Annotated in this window: 22 protein-coding genes and 1 other annotated feature; of the genes, 13 read left to right on the forward strand and 9 right to left on the reverse strand. The window is 64.9% G+C overall.

The genetic code is table 11. The features are described from left to right. Positions 1-17 precede the first annotated feature (17 nt). From QOL62_RS06360 to QOL62_RS06380, 5 genes are all read right to left on the reverse strand, one after another. Entirely contained in the window at positions 18-620 is a 603-nt protein-coding gene (locus tag QOL62_RS06360; protein WP_283405638.1) for a response regulator transcription factor, read from the reverse strand. 206 nt (positions 621-826) lie between these two features. Then, entirely contained in the window at positions 827-1,228 is a 402-nt protein-coding gene (locus QOL62_RS06365) for a nuclear transport factor 2 family protein (protein ID WP_283405639.1), read from the reverse strand. Then, positions 1,225-1,635 (reverse strand): nuclear transport factor 2 family protein, encoded by a 411-nt coding sequence (locus QOL62_RS06370; protein WP_103730730.1) that lies wholly within the window; start codon positions 1,633-1,635, stop codon positions 1,225-1,227. Before QOL62_RS06370 ends, QOL62_RS06365 begins: the two co-directional genes overlap by 4 nt. 145 nt (positions 1,636-1,780) lie before the next feature. Next, positions 1,781-3,532: a bifunctional metallophosphatase/5'-nucleotidase gene (locus QOL62_RS06375; protein ID WP_283405640.1), complete on the reverse strand. Its 1,752-nt coding sequence runs from the start codon at positions 3,530-3,532 to the stop codon at positions 1,781-1,783. Between the two features lie 56 nt (positions 3,533-3,588). Next, complete coding sequence (locus QOL62_RS06380; protein WP_283405641.1) at positions 3,589-3,990, reverse strand: metallopeptidase family protein; 402 nt, start codon at positions 3,988-3,990, stop codon at positions 3,589-3,591. 127 nt (positions 3,991-4,117) lie between these two features. On the opposite strand from QOL62_RS06380, the gene nagZ reads away from it, so the two are divergent. The 6 genes from nagZ (at position 4,118) to tatC (ending at position 8,199) form a co-directional block, all read left to right on the forward strand. Continuing rightward, positions 4,118-5,128 carry a beta-N-acetylhexosaminidase gene (gene nagZ, locus QOL62_RS06385; protein ID WP_283405642.1) on the forward strand — a complete coding sequence of 337 codons (1,011 nt, stop codon included), beginning with the start codon at positions 4,118-4,120 and terminating at the stop codon, positions 5,126-5,128. A 47-nt stretch (positions 5,129-5,175) separates the two neighbouring features. Next, positions 5,176-5,940: a segregation and condensation protein A gene (locus QOL62_RS06390; protein ID WP_103730726.1), complete on the forward strand. Its 765-nt coding sequence runs from the start codon at positions 5,176-5,178 to the stop codon at positions 5,938-5,940. 1 nt (position 5,941) lies between these two features. Continuing rightward, positions 5,942-6,571, forward strand: a complete 630-nt coding sequence (gene scpB / locus QOL62_RS06395; protein ID WP_283405643.1) for an SMC-Scp complex subunit ScpB — start codon at positions 5,942-5,944, stop codon at positions 6,569-6,571. Between the two features lie 112 nt (positions 6,572-6,683). After that, positions 6,684-6,935 carry a twin-arginine translocase TatA/TatE family subunit gene (locus tag QOL62_RS06400; protein ID WP_103730724.1) on the forward strand — a complete coding sequence of 84 codons (252 nt, stop codon included), beginning with the start codon at positions 6,684-6,686 and terminating at the stop codon, positions 6,933-6,935. A 20-nt stretch (positions 6,936-6,955) separates the two neighbouring features. Continuing rightward, complete coding sequence (gene tatB, locus QOL62_RS06405; RefSeq protein WP_283405644.1) at positions 6,956-7,348, forward strand: Sec-independent protein translocase protein TatB; 393 nt, start codon at positions 6,956-6,958, stop codon at positions 7,346-7,348. Positions 7,349-7,368: 20 nt separating this feature from the next. Continuing rightward, on the forward strand, positions 7,369-8,199 hold the full coding sequence (tatC, locus tag QOL62_RS06410; RefSeq protein WP_283405645.1) for a twin-arginine translocase subunit TatC: 831 nt from the start codon (positions 7,369-7,371) through the stop codon (positions 8,197-8,199). Positions 8,200-8,259: 60 nt separating this feature from the next. Here the strand turns inward: tatC and QOL62_RS06415 are convergent, their stop codons facing one another. Beyond that, entirely contained in the window at positions 8,260-9,963 is a 1,704-nt protein-coding gene (locus tag QOL62_RS06415) for an amidohydrolase (protein ID WP_379501795.1), read from the reverse strand. Then, positions 9,960-10,880 carry an NAD(P)-dependent oxidoreductase gene (locus QOL62_RS06420; protein ID WP_103730721.1) on the reverse strand — a complete coding sequence of 307 codons (921 nt, stop codon included), beginning with the start codon at positions 10,878-10,880 and terminating at the stop codon, positions 9,960-9,962. Before QOL62_RS06420 ends, QOL62_RS06415 begins: the two co-directional genes overlap by 4 nt. A 160-nt stretch (positions 10,881-11,040) precedes the next feature. On the opposite strand from QOL62_RS06420, the gene QOL62_RS06425 reads away from it, so the two are divergent. The 7 genes from QOL62_RS06425 to QOL62_RS06450 all read left to right on the forward strand — a co-directional run bounded on the left by QOL62_RS06425 (position 11,041) and on the right by QOL62_RS06450 (position 17,027). Continuing rightward, a complete protein-coding gene (locus QOL62_RS06425) occupies positions 11,041-12,297 on the forward strand; it encodes a threonine ammonia-lyase (RefSeq protein ID WP_103730720.1) in 1,257 nt (418 codons plus the stop codon). A gap of 210 nt (positions 12,298-12,507) precedes the next feature. After that, positions 12,508-13,341: an arginyltransferase gene (locus tag QOL62_RS06430; protein ID WP_283405646.1), complete on the forward strand. Its 834-nt coding sequence runs from the start codon at positions 12,508-12,510 to the stop codon at positions 13,339-13,341. A gap of 129 nt (positions 13,342-13,470) precedes the next feature. After that, on the forward strand, positions 13,471-13,623 hold the full coding sequence (locus tag QOL62_RS19840; RefSeq protein ID WP_417629198.1) for a YjhX family toxin: 153 nt from the start codon (positions 13,471-13,473) through the stop codon (positions 13,621-13,623). 23 nt (positions 13,624-13,646) lie between these two features. Continuing rightward, positions 13,647-14,144: a GNAT family N-acetyltransferase gene (locus tag QOL62_RS06435; RefSeq protein ID WP_283405647.1), complete on the forward strand. Its 498-nt coding sequence runs from the start codon at positions 13,647-13,649 to the stop codon at positions 14,142-14,144. A 110-nt stretch (positions 14,145-14,254) separates the two neighbouring features. Further along, positions 14,255-14,770, forward strand: coding sequence for a hypothetical protein (locus tag QOL62_RS06440; RefSeq protein ID WP_283405648.1), 516 nt, complete (start codon positions 14,255-14,257; stop codon positions 14,768-14,770). Positions 14,771-14,877: 107 nt separating this feature from the next. Then, positions 14,878-15,294 (forward strand): hypothetical protein, encoded by a 417-nt coding sequence (locus QOL62_RS06445; protein WP_283405649.1) that lies wholly within the window; start codon positions 14,878-14,880, stop codon positions 15,292-15,294. Between the two features lie 112 nt (positions 15,295-15,406). After that, positions 15,407-15,463, forward strand: a sequence feature (sul1 is cis-regulatory element that is thought to sense ions involved in sulfur or methionine metabolism; They are found in Alphaproteobacteria). Between the two features lie 73 nt (positions 15,464-15,536). After that, on the forward strand, positions 15,537-17,027 hold the full coding sequence (locus QOL62_RS06450; protein ID WP_283405650.1) for a SulP family inorganic anion transporter: 1,491 nt from the start codon (positions 15,537-15,539) through the stop codon (positions 17,025-17,027). 48 nt (positions 17,028-17,075) lie between these two features. Here QOL62_RS06450 and QOL62_RS06455 read toward each other — a convergent pair whose 3' ends face one another. Together QOL62_RS06455 and glnA are read right to left on the reverse strand one after the other, a co-directional pair. Continuing rightward, positions 17,076-17,660 (reverse strand): lysozyme, encoded by a 585-nt coding sequence (locus tag QOL62_RS06455; RefSeq protein WP_283405651.1) that lies wholly within the window; start codon positions 17,658-17,660, stop codon positions 17,076-17,078. A 231-nt stretch (positions 17,661-17,891) separates the two neighbouring features. Beyond that, on the reverse strand, positions 17,892-19,301 hold the full coding sequence (gene glnA, locus QOL62_RS06460; RefSeq protein ID WP_283405652.1) for a type I glutamate--ammonia ligase: 1,410 nt from the start codon (positions 19,299-19,301) through the stop codon (positions 17,892-17,894). Between the last annotated feature and the right edge of the window lie 38 nt (positions 19,302-19,339).

Genomic DNA, 19,339 nt, shown 5'->3' on the forward strand with positions numbered 1-19,339 from the left:
CATAGCGGGGGCGCCGGTCAGTTTACCAGCGCGGCCTCGATGGCGATGCGGATCGCATCGGAGGTGTGATTAGCGCCGAGCTTGGTAAGCATGTTCGCACGGTGGATTTCCACGGTGCGGGGGCTGATAGCCAGTTTTTCGCCGATCAGGCGGTTGGACAGACCGCTTGCAACGCCGCCCAGCACTTCCCGCTCGCGCCGGGTGAGGCGTTCCACGCGGGCGCGGGCCATCACTTCGCGCAGCTTGGCGTTGCCGAGGCTTTCCGCGCGTGCGATGGCCGTGCCAAGACTGGTCGCCAGATCTTCGGGGGAGATGGGCCAGGCGATGTAGTCGATCGCGCCATCAAGAATGGCGCGGACGATACGTTGCGCATCGGGTTCTTCGCTGAAGGCGATGATCGGGAACCAGTCTCCATGGCTGGCCATGCTGGCGACCAGCGTGTCGATCGCGCCGGCGTGGTCGTGCACCATCACCACGCCGGCACGGGGCCAGGCGGCTGTCAGCTCCTCGATCGTCTCGAAAGGTTCCACGTGGATGCCGCCGCCGGAAAGTACGTGACTGATAGTGGCCCGTCGACGCATGTTTGCGTCGACAAGGATGAGATTGGAAATAAGTTCCACGGCCCGTCTCCCAATGGATATGTCCCTAGGGAGTTATTCGCAGCATCGCTGCCGCGTCTCGCTTCACCTCATCCGAATTCGAGAGAAAGCCGGCCGTTCAGCCAGCAAGGCCACTTTTGCAAAGAGTAAGGATCACCGAAACGGCGCTGTTTCAAGCAGCAGCAGGGGCGGTCTATCGGAACTGAAAGCAGGGGAGCCTGACAACCCTACTCGGCAATGTTCATCACGTAGGTCCGCCGGGCGAAGCGCCAGCGGCCGTCATGGCGCACCAGATCGTCGTCGTAGCGAGCGGCGAACTTCATCACCTTGCCCCCGATCCGGGCGATTTCACGCACATGGCAGCGCGCTGTCGCCGTATCCCCCGCCACCTGGATCGCGCCCGGCATGGCGAAGAAGATCATCGCGTCCATGTCGGTGAAAAGGTCGTCCCAGGTGCGGCCTAGCTCGTCATGACCGCGCACCTGGGCGTGGCTGGTGATCCACTCCGCATCGGGAGCCCAGCAGTCCAGCCACTGCGCCTTGTCGATGCGTGAGGCGGCATCGGCATACGTCTCGAGCAGTTCGCGAATGGCGGCGCGGTCCTCCGGCGGGCCGGAAAAAGCGCTCATTCCGGGAATTCGCCGATGGTCATTGTGTAGGCGCGGTGCGTGAACTTCCATTCGCCGCCCAACCTTGCGAGCGCATCGGTGTAATGGCCGCAAAGCTTGAACACTGTGCCCGCTTGGGTCTGTACCACCTCCCGGGCGTAGGAGCGGGCGGCGGCCATGTCGCCGTCGATCGCCATCGCTCCGATTTCGCCCAGGAACGCGACCGAGGCCCAGTCCTTCCAGAGGCTGTCCCACGTCGCGGCAAGGGCATCATGCCCGGTCGCGTCGAACAGGTGGCTGCTCCACCGTCCGTCTGCAGCGAACGTACTCAGCCACAGTTCACGGTCGCCGCGCCAGCTTGCGTCGGCATAGGTGCCGTAGAGTTCCCGAATGGCGAGACGGTCTTCGAGCGGACCGGTGAATGGCATCGCGTTCTCTCCCCTGTTTTGCAGGTGAGTGTGCGCAAGACGATGCCATGTGCAAGCGCCCTTCCATCGTCCCGGCAGTGAATGTGCGTGGATTGGCGACCGGCAGGCTACGAAAGGGCGGAGCCTTGCTCCTCCGCCCGTTCTCTCACGAGTCGAGCCGGACCGCGCGTTCTTCCCGGGGGACCTGGCGCACCGGCACGGCTGCCAGCCATTCCTGGAACGCCTCGTTGTCCACCATGCCGCGCACCACGTCCGTGCCCTTCCTGAAGGTCGCGAAACCGTCGCCCCCTTCGGCGAGGAAGTTTACGGCCGTGACACGGTACTTCGCCGAAGGGTCGATCGACCGGCCATTCAGCGTCAGCGATACCACCCGCTGCCCGGACGGGCGACGCATGTCGTAGGTGAACTTCAGGCCCGCAGACGCGGCAAGAACCTGCTTGTCGCCCTCGTCGTCGAGGCCGTCCTCGATCACTTCGCGCACTTGCGCGCCGGTGAGGGTCATGGTCACCAGTTCGTTGCTGAAGGGCTGAACCGCGTAGACCTGCCCGAAGTTGACCGAGCCGTCAGGCGCAGGATCAATGGGCGCGCGGAGGCCGAAGGGGTTTGTGAAGGCGATCTGCGCGCCGGCGGAACGGCTTCCGGCGAGCTGCGAGTCGGCAACGAGGTTGCCGAGCGGGCCGCCGGTGCCGCTGGTGCCGCCCTTGGCCACCGGTTCCGACAGCTTGCCCACCGGCCGCGCAATCAGGTCCGCAGCGGCGTGGACGTAGGACGCCACGTACTGCGCGACATCGGCGCGAGGCTGGAACTGCGGGAACAGCGGCGTATTGGGTGCGTCGCCACGGCCGCTGCTGTAACCTTCCGACTGGACGATGACGTTGTGCGCCTTCTTGGCGATGACCTTGTTCGCGACCGGATCGATGGTGAGGGTGATGTCGGTCACGACCTTGCCATAGACGCCCGCGCTCGTCAGCAGGATCGGCGAACCGGTGCCGTTCTTCGCCGGGTACTCGCAGACGTACTGCTCGTGCGTGTGGCCCGAGACGACGAGGTCCACCCCGGGGTTCAGCGCATCGAGGATGGGCCGGATGCCGCCGGTGAGGTCGGTGCAGCCGTTCGGATCCTGGCCGAAGGTCTTGCCGCCCTGGTGGATCAGCACGACGACTGCATCCGCCCCTTGCGCCTTCAGGGCCGGAACGGCGCGGTTGATCGCTTCGGCCTCGTCGCCGAAGGTCAGGCCCTTCAGCTGGTTGGGAGAAACGAGCGTCGGCACCGACTTCAGGGAAAGGCCAACAAAGCCGACCGTCACCCGTGAAGCGCCTTCGCCGAAGGTCTTTATGCCGGTGGCCGGGAACAGGGTGGAACCGTCCTCTCGGAAGGTGCTGGCGGAAAGATACCGGTAGCGGGCACCGCCGAATTGCTCGACCTTGCAGGGATCGAGGCGCGTATTCTTCTCACAGCCGCCGTTCTGCAGGCGCTGGAGCTCCTTGGGGCCGCGGTCGAACTCGTGATTGCCGACCGCGTTGAACTCCAGTCCGATGCGGTTCATCACGCCGACCGCCGGCTCGTCGAGGTGCAGCGAGGAGGCGAGCTGGGATGCGCTGGTCAGGTCACCGGCAGCCACAACGACGTTGTTCGCGTGGCGCGCCTTCAGCGAATCGACGGCGGAGGCAAGCCAGGCCGCGCCGCCCGCGGGAACCGACACCGTGCGGCCGTCCCCGGTCGGCGCCGGGATCGAAGCCTTGGGCGGCTCAAGGGCGCCGTGGAAGTCGTTAAGGGCGATGATGCCCACTTCGACAGGTCCGGCCGCAGAGGACTGGCGAATGGCCTGGGGTGTGGCGCAGGCCGCGATGAGCGGAAGAGCGAGGAGCGGAATTGCTCTGAGGCTTGGGGAGGTCATGGCCGCGCTCTATCGCAGGTGATCGTGACGAACCAAGGACGAATTTGGCTGCCGGATCAGTTCGCCTGGCCCTCCAGCGCGTGCATCTGCTCGTCCGTCAGGCCGAAGTGATGACCTACCTCGTGAACGACCACGTGTGCCACCAGATCCTCCAGCGCGACATCCGTTTCGCACCATTCGGCAAGGAGGGGCTGGCGGTAAAGGGTGATGCGCGGCGGAAGCTCACCCGAAAGCCAGACCGAATCCTCGTCCATCGGGCGGCCGTGGTAGAGGCCGGTCAGTTCCCAGGCGTCTGCGATGCCCATGTCGCGCAGGGTGTCCTCGTCCGCGAAGTCCTCGATGTGAACGGTGATGCCCTCGAGGTGTAGGGAAAATGGCTCCGGAATACGGGCGAAGGCCGCATGAGCCAGAGCTTCGAATTCGGCGGGCGAGGGGGGAGATCCGAAACTGCGCGTCATAACCCCAGGTGTGACAGCATCGAGGGGGCGGCGTAAAGCCCGGCGGGTACAGGGCCGATTGCGCCATCCACATCCTGTCGTGGGCGCTTCCTTGCGATCGGTGCAGGATTCTGCGACGAAACCGGGCATGACTCCCGCGATATTCGGCCTTTCCGGCCTGACCCTGACGGACGATGAACGCGCCTTCTTCCGCGATGCCGACCCCGCAGGCTACATCCTGTTCGGCCGCAATGTGGAAAGCCGCGAGCAGGTCCGGGCGCTGACCGACGAGTTGCGCGCCCTCTTTGGTCGGGACCGCCTGTTCATCTGCATCGATCAGGAAGGCGGCCGTGTCGCCCGCATGAAGCCGCCGGTATGGGACGCCTATCCCGCCGGTGAGGCGTTCGACCGCCTGTTCGACCAGGCGCCTGCCAGCGCCATCGAGGCCGCACGGGTGAATGCGCAGGTCCTCGGCATGGATCTGGCCGAAGCCGGCATCAGCGTCGACTGTCACCCGTCGCTCGACGTCCGCCAGCCGGGCGCCCACGATGTGATCGGCGATCGCGCCCTCGGCTCGGACCCCGTGCGTGTCTCCGCTTTGGGCCGCGCGATCCTGGATGGTCTGGGGCGAGCCGGGGTCGCGGGCTGTATCAAGCATATTCCGGGGCACGGGCGGGCCACGGCGGATAGCCACAAGGAATTGCCGACCGTCACCGCCTCGGGCGAGGAACTGGAAACCGACCTCGCGCCGTTCCGGACTCTGGCTGCGGCGCCCATCGGGATGACGGCGCATGTGCGCTACACCGCCTGGGACGCGGAGAACCCCGCCACCCTTTCCCCCTTCGTGGTAAACGAGGTGATCCGCCGGGACATCGGCTTCGACGGCCTGCTCCTGACCGATGATCTCGACATGGAGGCGCTCTGTGGCTCCGTGCCCGAGCGGGCGGCGCGCGCGATTGCGGCCGGGTGCGACATCGCCCTCAACTGCTGGGCGAAGATGGATGACATGGGCGGCATCGCCGAGGCCTTGCCCTCGATGAGCGAGGCGACCGCCGCGCGGCTTCAGCGGGCACTCGAAGGGGTGTCCGTGCCCGAAGCTGCCGACAGGCGTGCGCTGCTGGCGAAGCGCGATGCGCTGCTGGCGCTGCGGGCAGCCTGAAGGTGGCGAGTTCCCCCACTCTCTTCGCTGACTGGGACGCGCAAGGGATGGACGCCGGCACGCCTGGTGCCGGGGCGGACAAGCTGTACCTCGAGATCGAGGGATGGGAAGGCCCGCTCGACCTCCTGCTCGACCTTGCACGGCGGCAGAAGGTCGATCTGTTGCGCATCTCGCTGCTCGAACTGGTCGATGCATACCTGACCTACATCGAAGAGGCCGAAGCCTTGCAGCTCGAGCTTGCGGCGGACTACCTGGTGATGGCGGCATGGCTGGCATACCTCAAGTCCGCGCTTCTGCTGCCGCGCGAGGAGCAGGAAAGCCCCGGGCCGGAGGAACTGGCGCTGCGCCTGCAGATGCGTCTGCAGCGCCTGAACGCGATGCGCGAAGCCGCAGCCCGCCTCATGGCGCGCGACCGGCTGGGGCGCGACGTGTTCCCGCGCGGTGCGCCGGAAGGCTTGCGGGTGGACCGCAAGTCCCGCTGGCAGTGCGACTGGTATGATCTGGTCCGTGCCTACGGCGGCGTGAAGGTCCGCTCCCAGCCTGTCGTTCACATGGTGCGCGAACGCATGGTGATGACGCTGGACAGCGCGATCCAGCGCGTGTCCTCCATGCTTGGGGTGGCGATCGACTGGATGGACCTGCGCGACTTCGTTCCCGCCGCCCAGGACAGCTGGGCGGATCCGCAGTTGCGGCGTTCGGCGCTGGCATCCAGTTTCGTCGCGGCGCTGGAACTGGCCCGCACCGGCAAGGCGGAACTGGCACAGGAAGAGACGTACGGACCCTTGCGCCTGCGCGCGCTGAAAGGCAGCTGAAGTGACGGAGATCGAAAACGGCGTGCCCGATGACATCATCCGGGCCGTGGAGGCGACCCTGTTCGCTGCGGAAGAGCCCCTGACCGTCGACCAGGTGGCGACGCATCTGGGCCTCGCGGGGAAGGCGGCGGACGTGGCGCCGGCGTTTACTCGTCTGCAGCGGCATTACGAAGGTCGCGGCATCCAGCTGGTCAGGCGCGGCGAGCGCTGGCACTTCGAAACGGCGCCTGACCTTGCTCACCTTCTTCGCCGGGAGAAGGAGGAGCTTCGCCGTCTCAGCCGCGCCGCCACCGAGGTTCTGGCCATCGTCGCCTACCATGAGCCCGTCAGCCGGGCCGAGATCGAGGCGATTCGCGGCGTGCAGACAGCCAAGGGTACGCTCGACGTGCTGATGGAAGCGGGATGGGTGCGCGTCGCCGGGCGGCGCGAGGTGCCCGGGCGGCCGGTCATCTACGCCACGACACCAGCGTTCCTGGAGCATTTCGGCCTTGGGTCGCTGCGGGAACTGCCGGGGTTGGAGGAACTGCGCGCCGCCGGCTTGCTCGATCCTGTGGACGAGGACATGATCGGGGCCGCCCTCGATCTCGAAAACGCCCGCAGCCCGCAGACCGTGGGGAACGGCGACGATTGAGCCTGGGCGGCAGCCACACAGGTGCCATACTCGACTGGTAACTTGCCGCCAAAGGGCTTACATGCCCATTGTAAACCGGTCGGTATCGACCGGCTGATTTGGAGTTGAGGTTATGGGTAGCTTCTCGATCTGGCACTGGCTGATCGTTCTCGTGATCGTGCTCGTGCTGTTCGGACGCGGCCGGGTGTCTGAAATCATGGGTGACTTCGGCAAGGGCATCAAAAGCTTCAAGGACGGCATGAACGAGGAGGAGGCCAGGAAGGCTTCGCCTACTCCGCCTGCTGCCCAGATCGGCACGCAGAAAGCCGATCCGGCGCCGGATGCCGCGGCCACGCCGGTCGAAAACAGGAACGAGCAGGTCTGATCGCCCGGGACTGATCGGGAATGTTCGATATCGGCGCATCCGAAGTGCTGATGGTCGCCATCGTGGCGATTGTCGTCATCGGCCCGAAAGACATGCCGGCGGCGTTGCGCACGGCTGGCCGCTGGATCGGCAAGATGCGCCGGATGTCGAACCATTTCCGGTCCGGCATCGACGCGATGGTGCGCGAAGCCGAGCTTGAGGAGATGGAGCGCAAGTGGCGTGAGCAGAACGAAGCGATCATGAAGGCGAGCCCGCAGCTTCCTTCCATGGAGGCTTCTCCGGACCGGATCGCGCATCCCGGAGCCGAGGACATGCAGGCGCCCTCCGGAGCGGCAGTTGCCCCGGAAGCCGGTGACGAAGGCGAAGCGCCGGTCCGGCAGGCCGAACTGCAGCTGCCGCCGCCCCCGCCCTGACCCTCGTCCAGAGTTCCATCATGCCGCCCTTTCGCATTTCCGACATCGACGACACGCAGGCGCCGCTGCTCGATCACCTGATCGAACTCAGGGGCCGCCTCGTCCGCGCCGTCTTCGCCTTCCTCGTCGCCTTCGCCGTGTGCTTCTACTTCGCGAGCGACATTTTCTCGTTCCTGGTGCGGCCGCTCACCCAGGCCTTCCCGCCGGGCGAGGGCAAGCTGATCTACACCAAGCTCTACGAAGCCTTTTTCGTGGAAGTGAAAGTTGCCATGTTCGCGGCGTTCTTCGTGAGCTTTCCGGTCATCGCCAACCAGATCTGGCTGTTCGTCGCACCGGGCCTCTACGCGAAGGAAAAGAAGGCGTTCCTGCCGTTCCTCATCGCGACCCCTGTCCTTTTCACAATGGGCGCCGCGCTCGCCTACTACGTGGTGATGCCTACGGCCTTTCACTTCTTCCTCGGCTTTGAAGGGCAGAAAGGTGGTCTCAAGCTGGAGGCGCTGCCGGGCACCGGCGATTACCTCTCGCTCGTGATGCAGTTCATCCTCGCGTTCGGCGTCAGCTTCCTGCTGCCGGTTCTGCTCATGCTGCTGAATCGCGCGGGCATCGTCACCCGCCAGCAATGCGTGGCGGCACGGCGTTACGCGATCGTCGTCGCCTTCATCATCGCCGCCGTCGCGACCCCGCCGGACGTCATCTCGCAGCTGCTTCTGGCAATCCCGCTGCTGCTGCTGTTCGAAGGCACGCTGGTCGTCATGTGGTTCACCGAGCGCAAGGACGCTCAGGAACGCGCGGCTGAGGAAAAGGCGATCGAGGAGAACGCCAAGGCCGCAGGACACGCCGCCGCCGAGTGACCCCGGCTCGCGGCGGTCGGAAGGCTGGAGGAGGAGGGGCGTTCCCTCCTCCGTGACGGATCAGCGCCGGACGCCGGCTTTGCCGCCGTCCTGCGCGGCGGACCACGCCAGCTTGCCGCCGATCCACGTTTCCAGAACCCGCGTCGCGCGAAGCTGCTCCGGGCTGGCCGTCATCGGATCGGCATCCACGAACAGGAAGTCCGCGCGCATGCCCTTGGCGATCCGGCCCAGCCGGTCTTCCGCGAACAGCGAGTAGGCCGCGCCTGTCGTGTAGGCGCCAAGCGCTGCCTCGCGGGAGAGGGCTTCCCGCGGCTGCCAGCCGCCCGTTGGCTGGCCATCCGGGCCGGTGCGGCTGATCGCCACGGCTATCCCCTCGAACGGGCGCGCCGGTTCGACCGGAGTGTCCGAACCGCACGCGAGCCGCGCCCCGGCATTGGCGATAGACTTCCACGCGTAGGCACCCGCAAGCCGTTGCGGACCCAGCCGCGCTTCCGCCATGACGCGGTCCGACGCCTGGTGTTGCGGCTGCATCGACGCGACCACGCCGTTGCGGCTGAAGCGGGGAATGTCGGCAGGATCAACGATCTGCGCATGCTCGATGCGCCAGCGCCGGTCGCCCTTGTAGGTCTGGGACAGTTCCTCGATCGAATCGAGCACGGTCGCGTTCGCCTGGTCCCCGATGGCGTGAACGGCGACCTGGAAACCGTCCATCGCGGCCCGGCTCATGAGGTTGCTCAGCTGAGTGCCGCTCATCTGCGGCAGGCCCCGCGTCTTCGCGTCGTCCGCGTAGGGCGCCTTGAGCCATGCCCCGCGTGAACCAAGGGCGCCATCGAGGTAAAGCTTCACGCCGTTCAGGCGCAGCCGGTCGTCGTAAAGCCAGGGTGTAGGGCCGGGGCCACCGATCAGGGTCATGGCGTCGATCCCGCCGGCATAGGCGACAATGCGCATACGCATCTCCCCACGGTCGGCCGAACGGCGGAAGGTCTGCCAGTCCTCCATTGTGGTGCCCATGTCGGCGATGGTGGTCACGCCTGCTGCAAGGAACTGCAGCTGCGCTTCGCCAAAGGCGGTGTCGCTGTCCTCGGCCCGGGGCTTGGGGCGACGCTTGTCGACGAGATCCGTCGCCGCATCGACCAGCACGCCGGCTGGCGCCGTCGAGCCTTCGACGCGCACGATCTGCCCGCCCGCCGGATCCGGTGTTGCGGCGTTCACGCCTGCGGCCGCCAGCGCGGCGCTGTTGGCCCAGCCGGCGTGGCCGTCGACACGGGTGAGCCATGCCGGCTTGCCACCTGTCACCTGGTCGAGCTCGGCTGCGGTGGGCATACGGTCCAGCCCCCACTGAGCCTGGTTCCAGCCATGGCCGAGGATCCACGGTGCGTCCGGATGCGCCGCGCTCCAGGCAGCGACACGCGACAGCGCCTCGTCAAGGGTCCGCGCCGCCGAGAGATCTAGCGTCATGCGAGCGAAACCGGTGGCCATCACGTGGCCATGCGCGTCGATCATGCCGGGAACGAGCGTGCGGCCCTTGCCGTCGACCTGGTATTCCACCTTCTTGGGCCTCTTCTCGCCCTTGCGGAACACCTGCTTGATGCGGCCGTCGGTGCCGACCAGGAATCCTTCGAAGCGCTCCACTCCGCCGTGTCCGTCCGGGGTGATGCCCACCACGTTGTCCACCAGCACGTCAGCCAGAGCCGTGTTCGGGCTCGTCAGTACCAATGCCGCGCCGCAAAGCAGAAGGCGGGCGGCCGTATTCGATTGCTTCACTTGTTACCCTTCTTCGGGAGCCGCTTGATGATCGCGCTCGTGTCGAGACGCCCGCCGCCCTGGCTCTGCACTTCGGAAAAGAACTGATCGACGAGCGCGGCGATCGGCAGCGATACGCCAAGGCCCCGGCCTTCCTCGAGGCTGAGGCCCAGATCCTTGCGCATCCAGTCGATCGCGAGGCCGAAGTCGAATTCGTCGGCGTCCATGGTCTTCCAGCGGTTGTCCATCTGCCAGGACTGCGCGGCGCCGCCGGAGATCGCATCGTAGACCTTGTCCATGTCGAGGTGCGATGCCTGGGCGAAGCGCACCGCTTCGGCAAGGGCGGCGACGTTGCCGGCGATGCAGATCTGGTTGGCCATCTTGGCGATCTGGCCGGAGCCGGCCTTGCCCACGTGAACGATACGGCTGGAGTAGGCCTCCATGATCGGGCGCGCCGCCTCGATCGCATCGTCGCGGCCACCGCACATGAGGGTGAGGGTGCCGTTCTCCGCACCGATCTGCGAGCCGGTCATCGGCGCATCGACGCAGTGGATCTTGAGATCGCGGGCCTCAACCGAGATCTGGCGCGCGATGCGGGCCGAGACCGTCGTATGATCGATGAAGGTGCCGCCCTTTTTCAGCATGCGGAACACGCCGTTCGGGCCGAGCACCACGTCGGCAAGGTCGTCGTCATTGCCGACGCAGGTGATGACGACATCGGCGTCCTGCGCGGCGTGAGCAGGGTTTGCGGCGATGCGATGCGCAAGACCGGGATTGTCCTGCGTCCACTTGCGCGCGCGTTCGGGCGTGCGGTTGTAGATCGTCAATTCGTGCCCGGCCCTGGCGATGTGGCGTGCTATCGCGCCGCCCATCGTGCCAAGGCCGATCATGGAGACTTTCCGGGGCGTGACGGGGGAAGGGGCGGTCTGCTCGGTCATACGGCGCTTTCTAGCGGGTTTTCCAGGAAAGCAAACCGCCAGCCTTCAAGACGTTGCGTCTTGTGGTCTGTGCCCCGGCACAGAGGCGCCGACGCTGCGCCTTCACCCCTGTCCGGACGCGCTTTCCATCGGGCGCCAATTCCGGTACTCGCCCGCAGCTATGGACCAGACTCTGCTCAACATCGCTCCCGCGGCCGTCGACGACGCCCCGCTGACCGCAGCCGACGTACGCGCGGCGGCCGAGCGAATTTCGGGCAAGGTCGTGCGCACGCCTACCGCATACAGCGCCACTCTCAGCGCGATCACGGGCGCAGAGGTGTGGCTGAAGTTTGAGAACCTGCAGTTCACCGCCGCCTACAAGGAGCGCGGCGCGCTCAACGCCCTGATGCAGCTGCCGGAGGAGCGCAAGGCGCGTGGCGTCATCGCGGCGTCGGCGGGCAACCACGCACAGGGCCTGAGCTACCACGGCACGCGCCTGGGCGTTCCGGTGACGATCGTCATGCCCAAGACCACGCCGACGGTGAAGGTCATGCAGACTGAGAGCGTGGGCGGGAATGTCGTGCTGGAAGGCGAGAGCTTCGATGAGGCTTACGCCCACGCCCGCAAGCTCGAAACGGAGCTGGGCCTCACCTTCATCCATCCTTTCGACGATCCGCATGTCGCCGCCGGTCAGGGAACCGTCGCTCTGGAGATGCTGGAGGACGTGCCGGATCTCGACACGCTGGTCCTGCCGGTCGGCGGCGGCGGCCTCGCCTCGGGCATGGGCACGATCGCGCGGGACATCAATCCCGCGATCCGGCTGATCGGCGTTGAGGCGCAGCTTTATCCCTCGATGTATAACCTGCTCAAGGGCACGAATTTGCCTATCGGCGGCGATACGCTGGCGGAAGGCATCGCCGTGATCGCGCCCGGCCTGTTCACCTCGAAGGTGCTGCGCCCGCTGCTGGACGAATTCCTGCTCGTCAGCGAATCGCAGATCGAAAGTGCGCTGGCGCTGCTCCTGCAGATCGAGAAGACACTGGTCGAAGGCGCTGGCGCTACCGGTCTGGCCGCCGTCATCAACAACCGCGAACTCTTCGCCGGCCGCAGGATCGGCATGGTGCTGTCTGGGGGCAACATCGACACCCGGCTGCTGGCCAATGTCCTCCTGCGCGATCTTGCGCGATCCGGCCGCCTCGCCCGCTTGCGCATCGGCCTGCAGGATCGCGCCGGTGCCCTGTTCAAGGTGGCCAAGGTGTTCCACGAGCACAACGTGAACATCATCGAGGTCTTTCACCAGCGCATCTTCACGCACCTGCCTGCCAAGGGCCTGGTCACCGAAATCGAGTGCGAGGCTCGGGACAAGCAGCAACTCGAAGCGCTCGTCTCCGCCTTGCGGCGCGAGGGCTACGAGGTGAAGCTGGTCGAGACGGAGTAAGTACGACCAGAAGACCCGTGCCCATGCCGGCAGGGGTTCCGATGCCCCGAAATGGCACGGCTGCGCCGGATAGGGCCGTAGCGGTGGGAATCAGGCGTCGGATGGTCGGTTTTTGTTGCTAAAGGACTCGCATGACGCTGATCGGGGATGCATATTTACCCGACGAGACGGACACTGCGCCGGCCCCAAGCTAAAGGATGACACAGTTCGGTGACGGCACCCGTTCGATTCCCGCGCTTTTTCGTGACGAGCCCGGCGCCGTGCCCGTATCTGCCGGGGCGTAGCGAACGCAAGGTCTTCACGGAACTGAAGGGGCCGCACGCCGATTCGCTGAACGATGCGCTCGGCCGCATCGGGTTCCGGCGCAGCCAGACGGTTGCGTACCGGCCCTCCTGCATCGACTGCAGTGCCTGCGTCTCCGTCCGCGTCGTGGCCAATGAATTCCAGCCGTCCCGCACCCAGAAACGGACGCTGCAGGAGCACGCGGATCTGGTGACGACCGTCTGCCGCCCGTGGTCGACCAGCGAACAGTTCGATCTGTTGCAGCGCTACCTTGCCGTGCGTCACCCGGAAGGTGGTATGACCAGCATGGACGAGGTCGACTTTGCCGACATGGTGGAGCACACGCCGGTCACCACCTACGTCATCGAATACCGCGAACCCTCGATCGACGGCACCACGCCCGGACGTCTGGTCGGCGCGTGCCTGACTGACCGGCAGTGCGACGGCCTCTCGATGATCTACTCCTTCTACGATCCGCAAAGCGCGCGGCAGGGCCTCGGCAACTACATCATCCTCGACCACATCCAGCGGGCGGAGGATATGGGCCTCAGCTATGTCTATCTGGGCTATTGGGTCGAAGGCTCGGCGCGGATGCAGTACAAGGTACGTTATCGCCCGATGGAGAAGCTGGGGCGCGCGGGATGGGAACGGATCGATGCCGCTCAACATAGCCGCCTGATCGCGGCAGCCGCCGCCGGCCAGGACTCCCGGGAGAACGTCACCGGGTCCAAGGACGGGATGCCTGCTGTGGTCAAGAGGTAGGTCGCGGCACGAGCGTCGCCTGCAAGCGGAAAACTAGCTGCCCGTCGGCAAACGGCCTCGTTCGGACACTCCGCCCTTAGCTCAAGGCGGACTTATCAGGTTTCGCCATGACACGGCGTCCGACAGCAGATGTCTTCTGCTTTACCCCGCGAGGGCCATGGCCTGTCAGACTGTACGCTGGCTGTTTTCAGCAAGCTGCCACGCGGGCGGCTGACCAAGTCCACATCATGGCAGCCCTACCGCGTTCGTATTTCGACCGGCGCTCCCTGCACGCGCAGCTAGACAATTGCCAAGGAAGTTCGATCATGATGATACGACAAGAACAAGAGCAGGATCGCGATGCGATCAAACAGGTTACCGCTGACGCTTTTGCCTTGGTGGAACATAGCAATCAAACGGAGCCGGCCATCATTGCAGCCTTGCGGGATGCAGGGGCGTTAACGATTTCGCTGGTTGCCGCGGAAGGGGATGAGATCATCGGCCACGTGGCATTCTCGCCGGTCACGATCGACGGCGAAAATCGCAAATGGTTCGGGCTGGGGCCGGTATCGGTCCGGCCAGACCTGCAGGGCCGTGGCATTGGGGGTGCCCTGATCCGGCAAGGTCTCGAGGAACTGCGCGCGCAAGGTGCAGCAGGGTGCGTACTCCTCGGAAATCCCGGCTATTATCGTCGCTTTGGGTTCGAGAATGATCCCGGTCTGCGATATCCGGACGCGCCACCAGAATATTTCATGCGACTTACTTTTGAGGGCAGTGATCCAACAGGCGAGATCGCATACCACGCGGCTTTTGGCGCTTGCTAACATTCCGGAGGCGGGCCACCGTGTAACCCGCCTCCACCGACATTAATTCTCACCGCGTCTCTGCGCGCCAGCGGACTGACTGCTAATCACCCTCTCACGCCGAAATCCGGATGAACTTCAAGCGCCCCATTGTGGACATTCTCCTTTTGCGGCAGCCTTCCGCAATGCTCTCCGCGCTCTTAATCCTCGCTGCTGCTCCGGCTCATTCGTGTGACTTAGGCGACATCACGTCTGCAAGAGCAGTTCACGACGCTCTTGCCCATCGAGCCGTTCAGCTTATCGCCGCAGCGCTGACGCTGACAAACGATAACGGCGCTTCGCAAATGTCACGGATCGTCGATGACAACGCGCAATTTAGCCTTGGTGCAGGCGACGTTGGCAGACCTCTTGGAGCGGGTGTCGCCGGAGCAAAAGCATTGGCTCTAGCGATGAACGCAGATGGATTTAGGTTTTTCGGGTGGGATTACATGGACAGCCCGGCGGACGGATGCGGAGAGCAGACCGTGACAGTCGAGTTTACGAATTCATCCGATCATTTGGTTTCACAAGTTCAGTTTAATTTCGATCAGGGCCGTGTCCGCGAAGCGAAGGGATGGCAGCGCACTTTCCAGAGTGGAGGATTGTAGCCAGCGCCTCCCGCCAAGAATGTCCGCAAACCACCCCTCGCGGACAAAATCTGCCAGTCGGCACGCGCCCCATTGCGGACAAATCTCGGCTGACATTAGAGTGGATAATGACGCACGTATTTTCCGACTTTCACGATGGCGAACTTACAGGAATTGTTCTCGGCAGCGAAACGGCAACGGTCTTCCTGCGGCAAGCAACTGGCGGGGAATATACCCTAACGCTGGCAGGCGTTGAGGTTCTTCACATGGAAGACTTCAGGCAAGGCAATATCATTTCAATGGTCGAGGTGGTCACGGCGCAAGCGCCTTACGAGCATTCCGGACTTGAGCGCCTGTTTGAGCCACCCCATCCGTCAGCCGCCGAGCCGTACCATAGCGAGCATGCTAAGATCATTGAGCAGCAATCAGCGCGCATTGCCGCTGGCGAGGTCTCGATGGTTGTAATCGTGCCATCTTACGGGGCCAACCTTATCGCAATCTGCCGCGACATCGCTTTTGCGCCTTATAAGCTGTCCGTCACTTAACCACCCGTCTCGGTCATCGTGTACGCCGACTTATCCACGCGCCGATGAGAGGGCGTTGCGGATACTCCCACTTGCGCAGGTCCCGCAGCTTCCGCTAAGAGGCCGCCATTCGCAAGGATCCCGGTGCAAATCCGGGTGGCTATTCCGGCCGCCGATCCGCCGGACAACACAGGCATGATCTGCAGCGCAGCACGCAGCTGTGCCGTTCATGCCGGCGACACGCCTTCTTGTCGGAAAATTCTATGTCAGACACTCTCACCCGCTACCGGCGGCAGTGGTTCAGCGATGCTGCGGCCGCGCGCGCCGACATTCTGGCCGGCATCGTTGTTGCCCTGGCCCTGATTCCCGAAGCGATCGGGTTTTCGATCATCGCCGGCGTCGATCCCCGGGTCGGTCTCTATGCCTCGGTCGCCATCGCGATGACCATCTCGCTGATCGGCGGGCGCCCCGGCATGATATCCGCCGCCACCGCCGCAGTGGCGGTGCTGATCGGGCCGCTCGTTCGTGACCACGGCGTCGAGTATCTCTTCGCCGCCACCATCCTCATGGGCCTGTTCCAGATCCTGGCGGGGCTGGCGCGGCTCCACCTCGTGATGCAGTTCGTGTCGCGCTCAGTCATTACCGGGTTCGTTAACGCTCTGGCCATCCTCATCTTCATGGCCCAGATCCCCCAGCTCACCGACGTCAGCTGGCACACGTACGCCATGGTGGCCGGGGGCCTGGCCGTGATCTACCTCTTCCCGCGTGTTACCAAGGCCGTGCCGTCGCCGCTCGTCGCCATCGTCCTCCTCACCGCGATCAGCCTGAGCCTGGGACTGCCGGTGAACACCGTGGGCGACATGGGCAAGCTGCCGGAAGGCCTGCCGAGCCTGGCGCTTCCGCAGGTGCCGCTGACGTTCGAAACCTTGCGGATCATCGCGCCGTACTCCCTGACGATGGCTGCGGTCGGACTGCTGGAATCGCTGCTGACCGCGCAGATCGTGGACGACATGACCGACACCGACAGCGACAAGCAGCGTGAGTGCATGGGGCAGGGCGGCGCCAACGTCGTTTCGGCGCTGTTCGGCGGCATGGGTGGCTGCGCCATGATCGGCCAGTCCGTCATCAACGTGACCTCCGGGGGGCGCGGGCGTCTTTCCACCTTTGTAGCGGGCGCGTTCCTGCTGTTCCTGCTTGCCGTGCTCGGTCCTTTCGTGGGCCGGGTGCCGATGCCGGCGCTGGTGGCGGTGATGGTGATGGTCTCCATCGGCACCTTCAGCTGGGCGTCTATCGCCAACTTGCGCCGCCACCCACCGACTTCGTCTATCGTCATGATCGTGACCGTGGCCGTCGTGGTCGCCACGCGGGATCTGTCGCTGGGTGTCCTCGCGGGCGTGCTGCTCTCCGGGATCTTTTTCGCCGGGAAGGTACAACGCATGTTCTCGGTCGAGCGCATCGCCGAGGGAGACACCGCAATCTACCGCGTGAGCGGGCAGATCTTCTTCGCCTCGGTCGAGCGTTTCACCCGCGCCTTTCAGGCGGAGGACAGCGCCCGCCATGTCCGCATCGATGTCTCCGGCGCGCATTTCTGGGATATTTCGGGCGTCGGCGCGCTGGACCGCATCGTCGATCGTCTGCGGCGCGAAGGTCGCAGCGTGGACGTGATCGGCTACAACCGGGCGAGCGCGGACATCGTCGACCGCTTCGCGCTTCATGACAAGACCGGCGTGGAAACCGGCGCGGTGCCGCACTGACAAGGCCGTGATCGCGCTGTGCCGGCAGCGTGATCGCTTGCGGGAAGGTCAGGCTGTTCCGTAGAGTTCCGCTTCTTCCCGGCGGCGGTTCTGAAGGCCTTTCATGGGTTTGCCGTTGTTGTGAATCCACCGGCCGAACTCCGCGCGGGCCTCCGCGAAGCGGCCGGCCTTGTGCAGCGCGCCCAGTGTCGAGCGGCGGATGGCGCCCGTGTTGTAATGAAACGAGACGAGCGCGTCGAACTGGTTGGCGCTGGTGGGGGAGGCGCTCAGGAACTCCGCCACCTCGCGCACGTAGGCGGCGATGTCGCGTTCGAACCGGGCATCGCATTGCGCCTGTGTCCAGATCAGGCCAGGCCGGATGTCCGGGCCTGTCGAGCCCCAGCCGATCGTCCAGGGGCGACCATCCGCGCTGCCGGGGTCGGGGTAAGCCTCGAAGGTGCCGTCCTTCAGCCGCTTCTCGCAACCTTCCCAGGTCTTGATCAGCGCCGTGCCGGCTGGGCCCAGCGCTCGCGGCGAGGGCGTGCCTTCTTCGATGGCGGCGTCGATCGCCGCGTCGAGAGCGTCGACCTCGGGTTGAGAGAAGGCGCGGCCCAGCGTGCTGCGGACCTGGTCGAAAATGGGTTTGCGATCCATGGCTGTTCCTTTCGCTGCAGCCGGACGCGCGCGATGGCGCGCAGAGGGCCTGCGTGACGTGTATTCGGGCTTTGGAAACGAGGCGGCGTGCGTGTCGCAGGGCCGCCACGGGGGGAAACAACAGATACCCCCGCCGGGATCGTGTAGGAAAGTGAAAACGCCAAACGAAAGGGGCGCCCGGATCGCTCCGGATGCCCCCTCTCGGCGAACAGGTCGCCGCCTGTCCGTGGATCAGGCGCTGTAGTACATGTCGAACTCGACCGCCGACGGCGTGGTTTCCCAGCGCAGCACTTCGGGCCACTTGAGTTCGAGGTACGCTTCGATCTGATCTTCGGTGAACACGCCGCCTTCAAGGAGGAAGGCGTGATCGGCCTGAAGGCTGTCCAGAGCTTCACGCAGTGAACCGCAGACGGTCGGCACTTCGGCCAGTTCGGCCGGCGGCAGGTCGTACAGGTTCTTGTCCATCGCTTCACCCGGATGGATCTTGTTCTTGATGCCGTCGAGGCCGGCCATCAGGATCGAGGCGTAGCACAGGTACGGGTTGGCCATAGCGTCGGGGAAGCGGAATTCCACGCGCTTCGCCTTCTCGCCGGCGCCGTACGGAATACGGCAGGAGGCCGAACGGTTGCGGGCCGAGTAAGCCAGCAGAACCGGTGCTTCGTAGCCCGGCACTAGGCGCTTGTAGCTGTTGGTGGTCGGGTTGGTGAAGGCGTTGAGGGCCTTGGCGTGCTTGATGACGCCGCCGATGAAGTACAGGCAGGTGTCCGACAGGCCGGCATACCCGTTACCCGCGAAGAGCGGCTTGCCGCCTTCCCAGATCGAGATGTGCGTGTGCATGCCCGAACCGTTGTCCTTCATGATCGGCTTGGGCATGAAGGTTGCGGTCTTGCCGTATGCCTGTGCGACCATGTGCACGACATACTTGTAGATCTGCATGCGGTCGGCGGTCTGCACGAGCGTACCGAAGGTCAGGCCGAGCTCGTGCTGGGCCGCGGCGACTTCGTGGTGGTGCTTGTCGCAGGGCAGGCCCATTTCAAGCATGGTCGACACCATTTCGCCACGGATGTCGACGGCCGAGTCCACCGGAGCGACGGGGAAGTAGCCGCCCTTGGCGCGCGGGCGGTGGCCCAGGTTGCCCGTGTCGTACGACTTATCGGAGTTGCCCGGCAGCTCGATGTCGTCGATCCTGAAGCCGTTGCCGTCGTAGCCGTCGTAGAACTTCACGTCGTCGAACATGAAGAATTCGGCTTCGGGGCCGACGTAGACGGTGTCGCCGAAGCCGGCCGACTTCACGAAGGCTTCCGCGCGCTTCGCGGTCGAACGCGGGTCGCGGGCGTAGAGTTCGCCGGTCGAGGGTTCGACGACGTCGCAGAACAGGATCAGCATCGGGGTGGCCGAGAACGGATCGGTGTAGACGGCGTCGAGGTCGGGCTTGAGGATCATGTCCGATTCGTTGATGGCCTTCCAGCCCTCGATCGACGAACCGTCGAACATGAGGCCGTCTTCCAGCTCATCTTCGCCGAGAACCGACGAGACCATGGTCAGGTGCTGCCACTTGCCCTTGGGGTCCGTGAAGCGAAGATCGACCCATTCGATCTCCTCGTCCTTGATCTTCTTCAGGACGTCCTTTGCACTAGCCATTTTCTTCGTTCTCCAGCGTTGCTCTTCCGATCCCGAAA

Source organism: Novosphingobium panipatense, from assembly GCF_900182875.1.
In the GTDB taxonomy this organism is placed as follows: Bacteria; Pseudomonadota; Alphaproteobacteria; order Sphingomonadales; family Sphingomonadaceae; genus Novosphingobium; species Novosphingobium panipatense.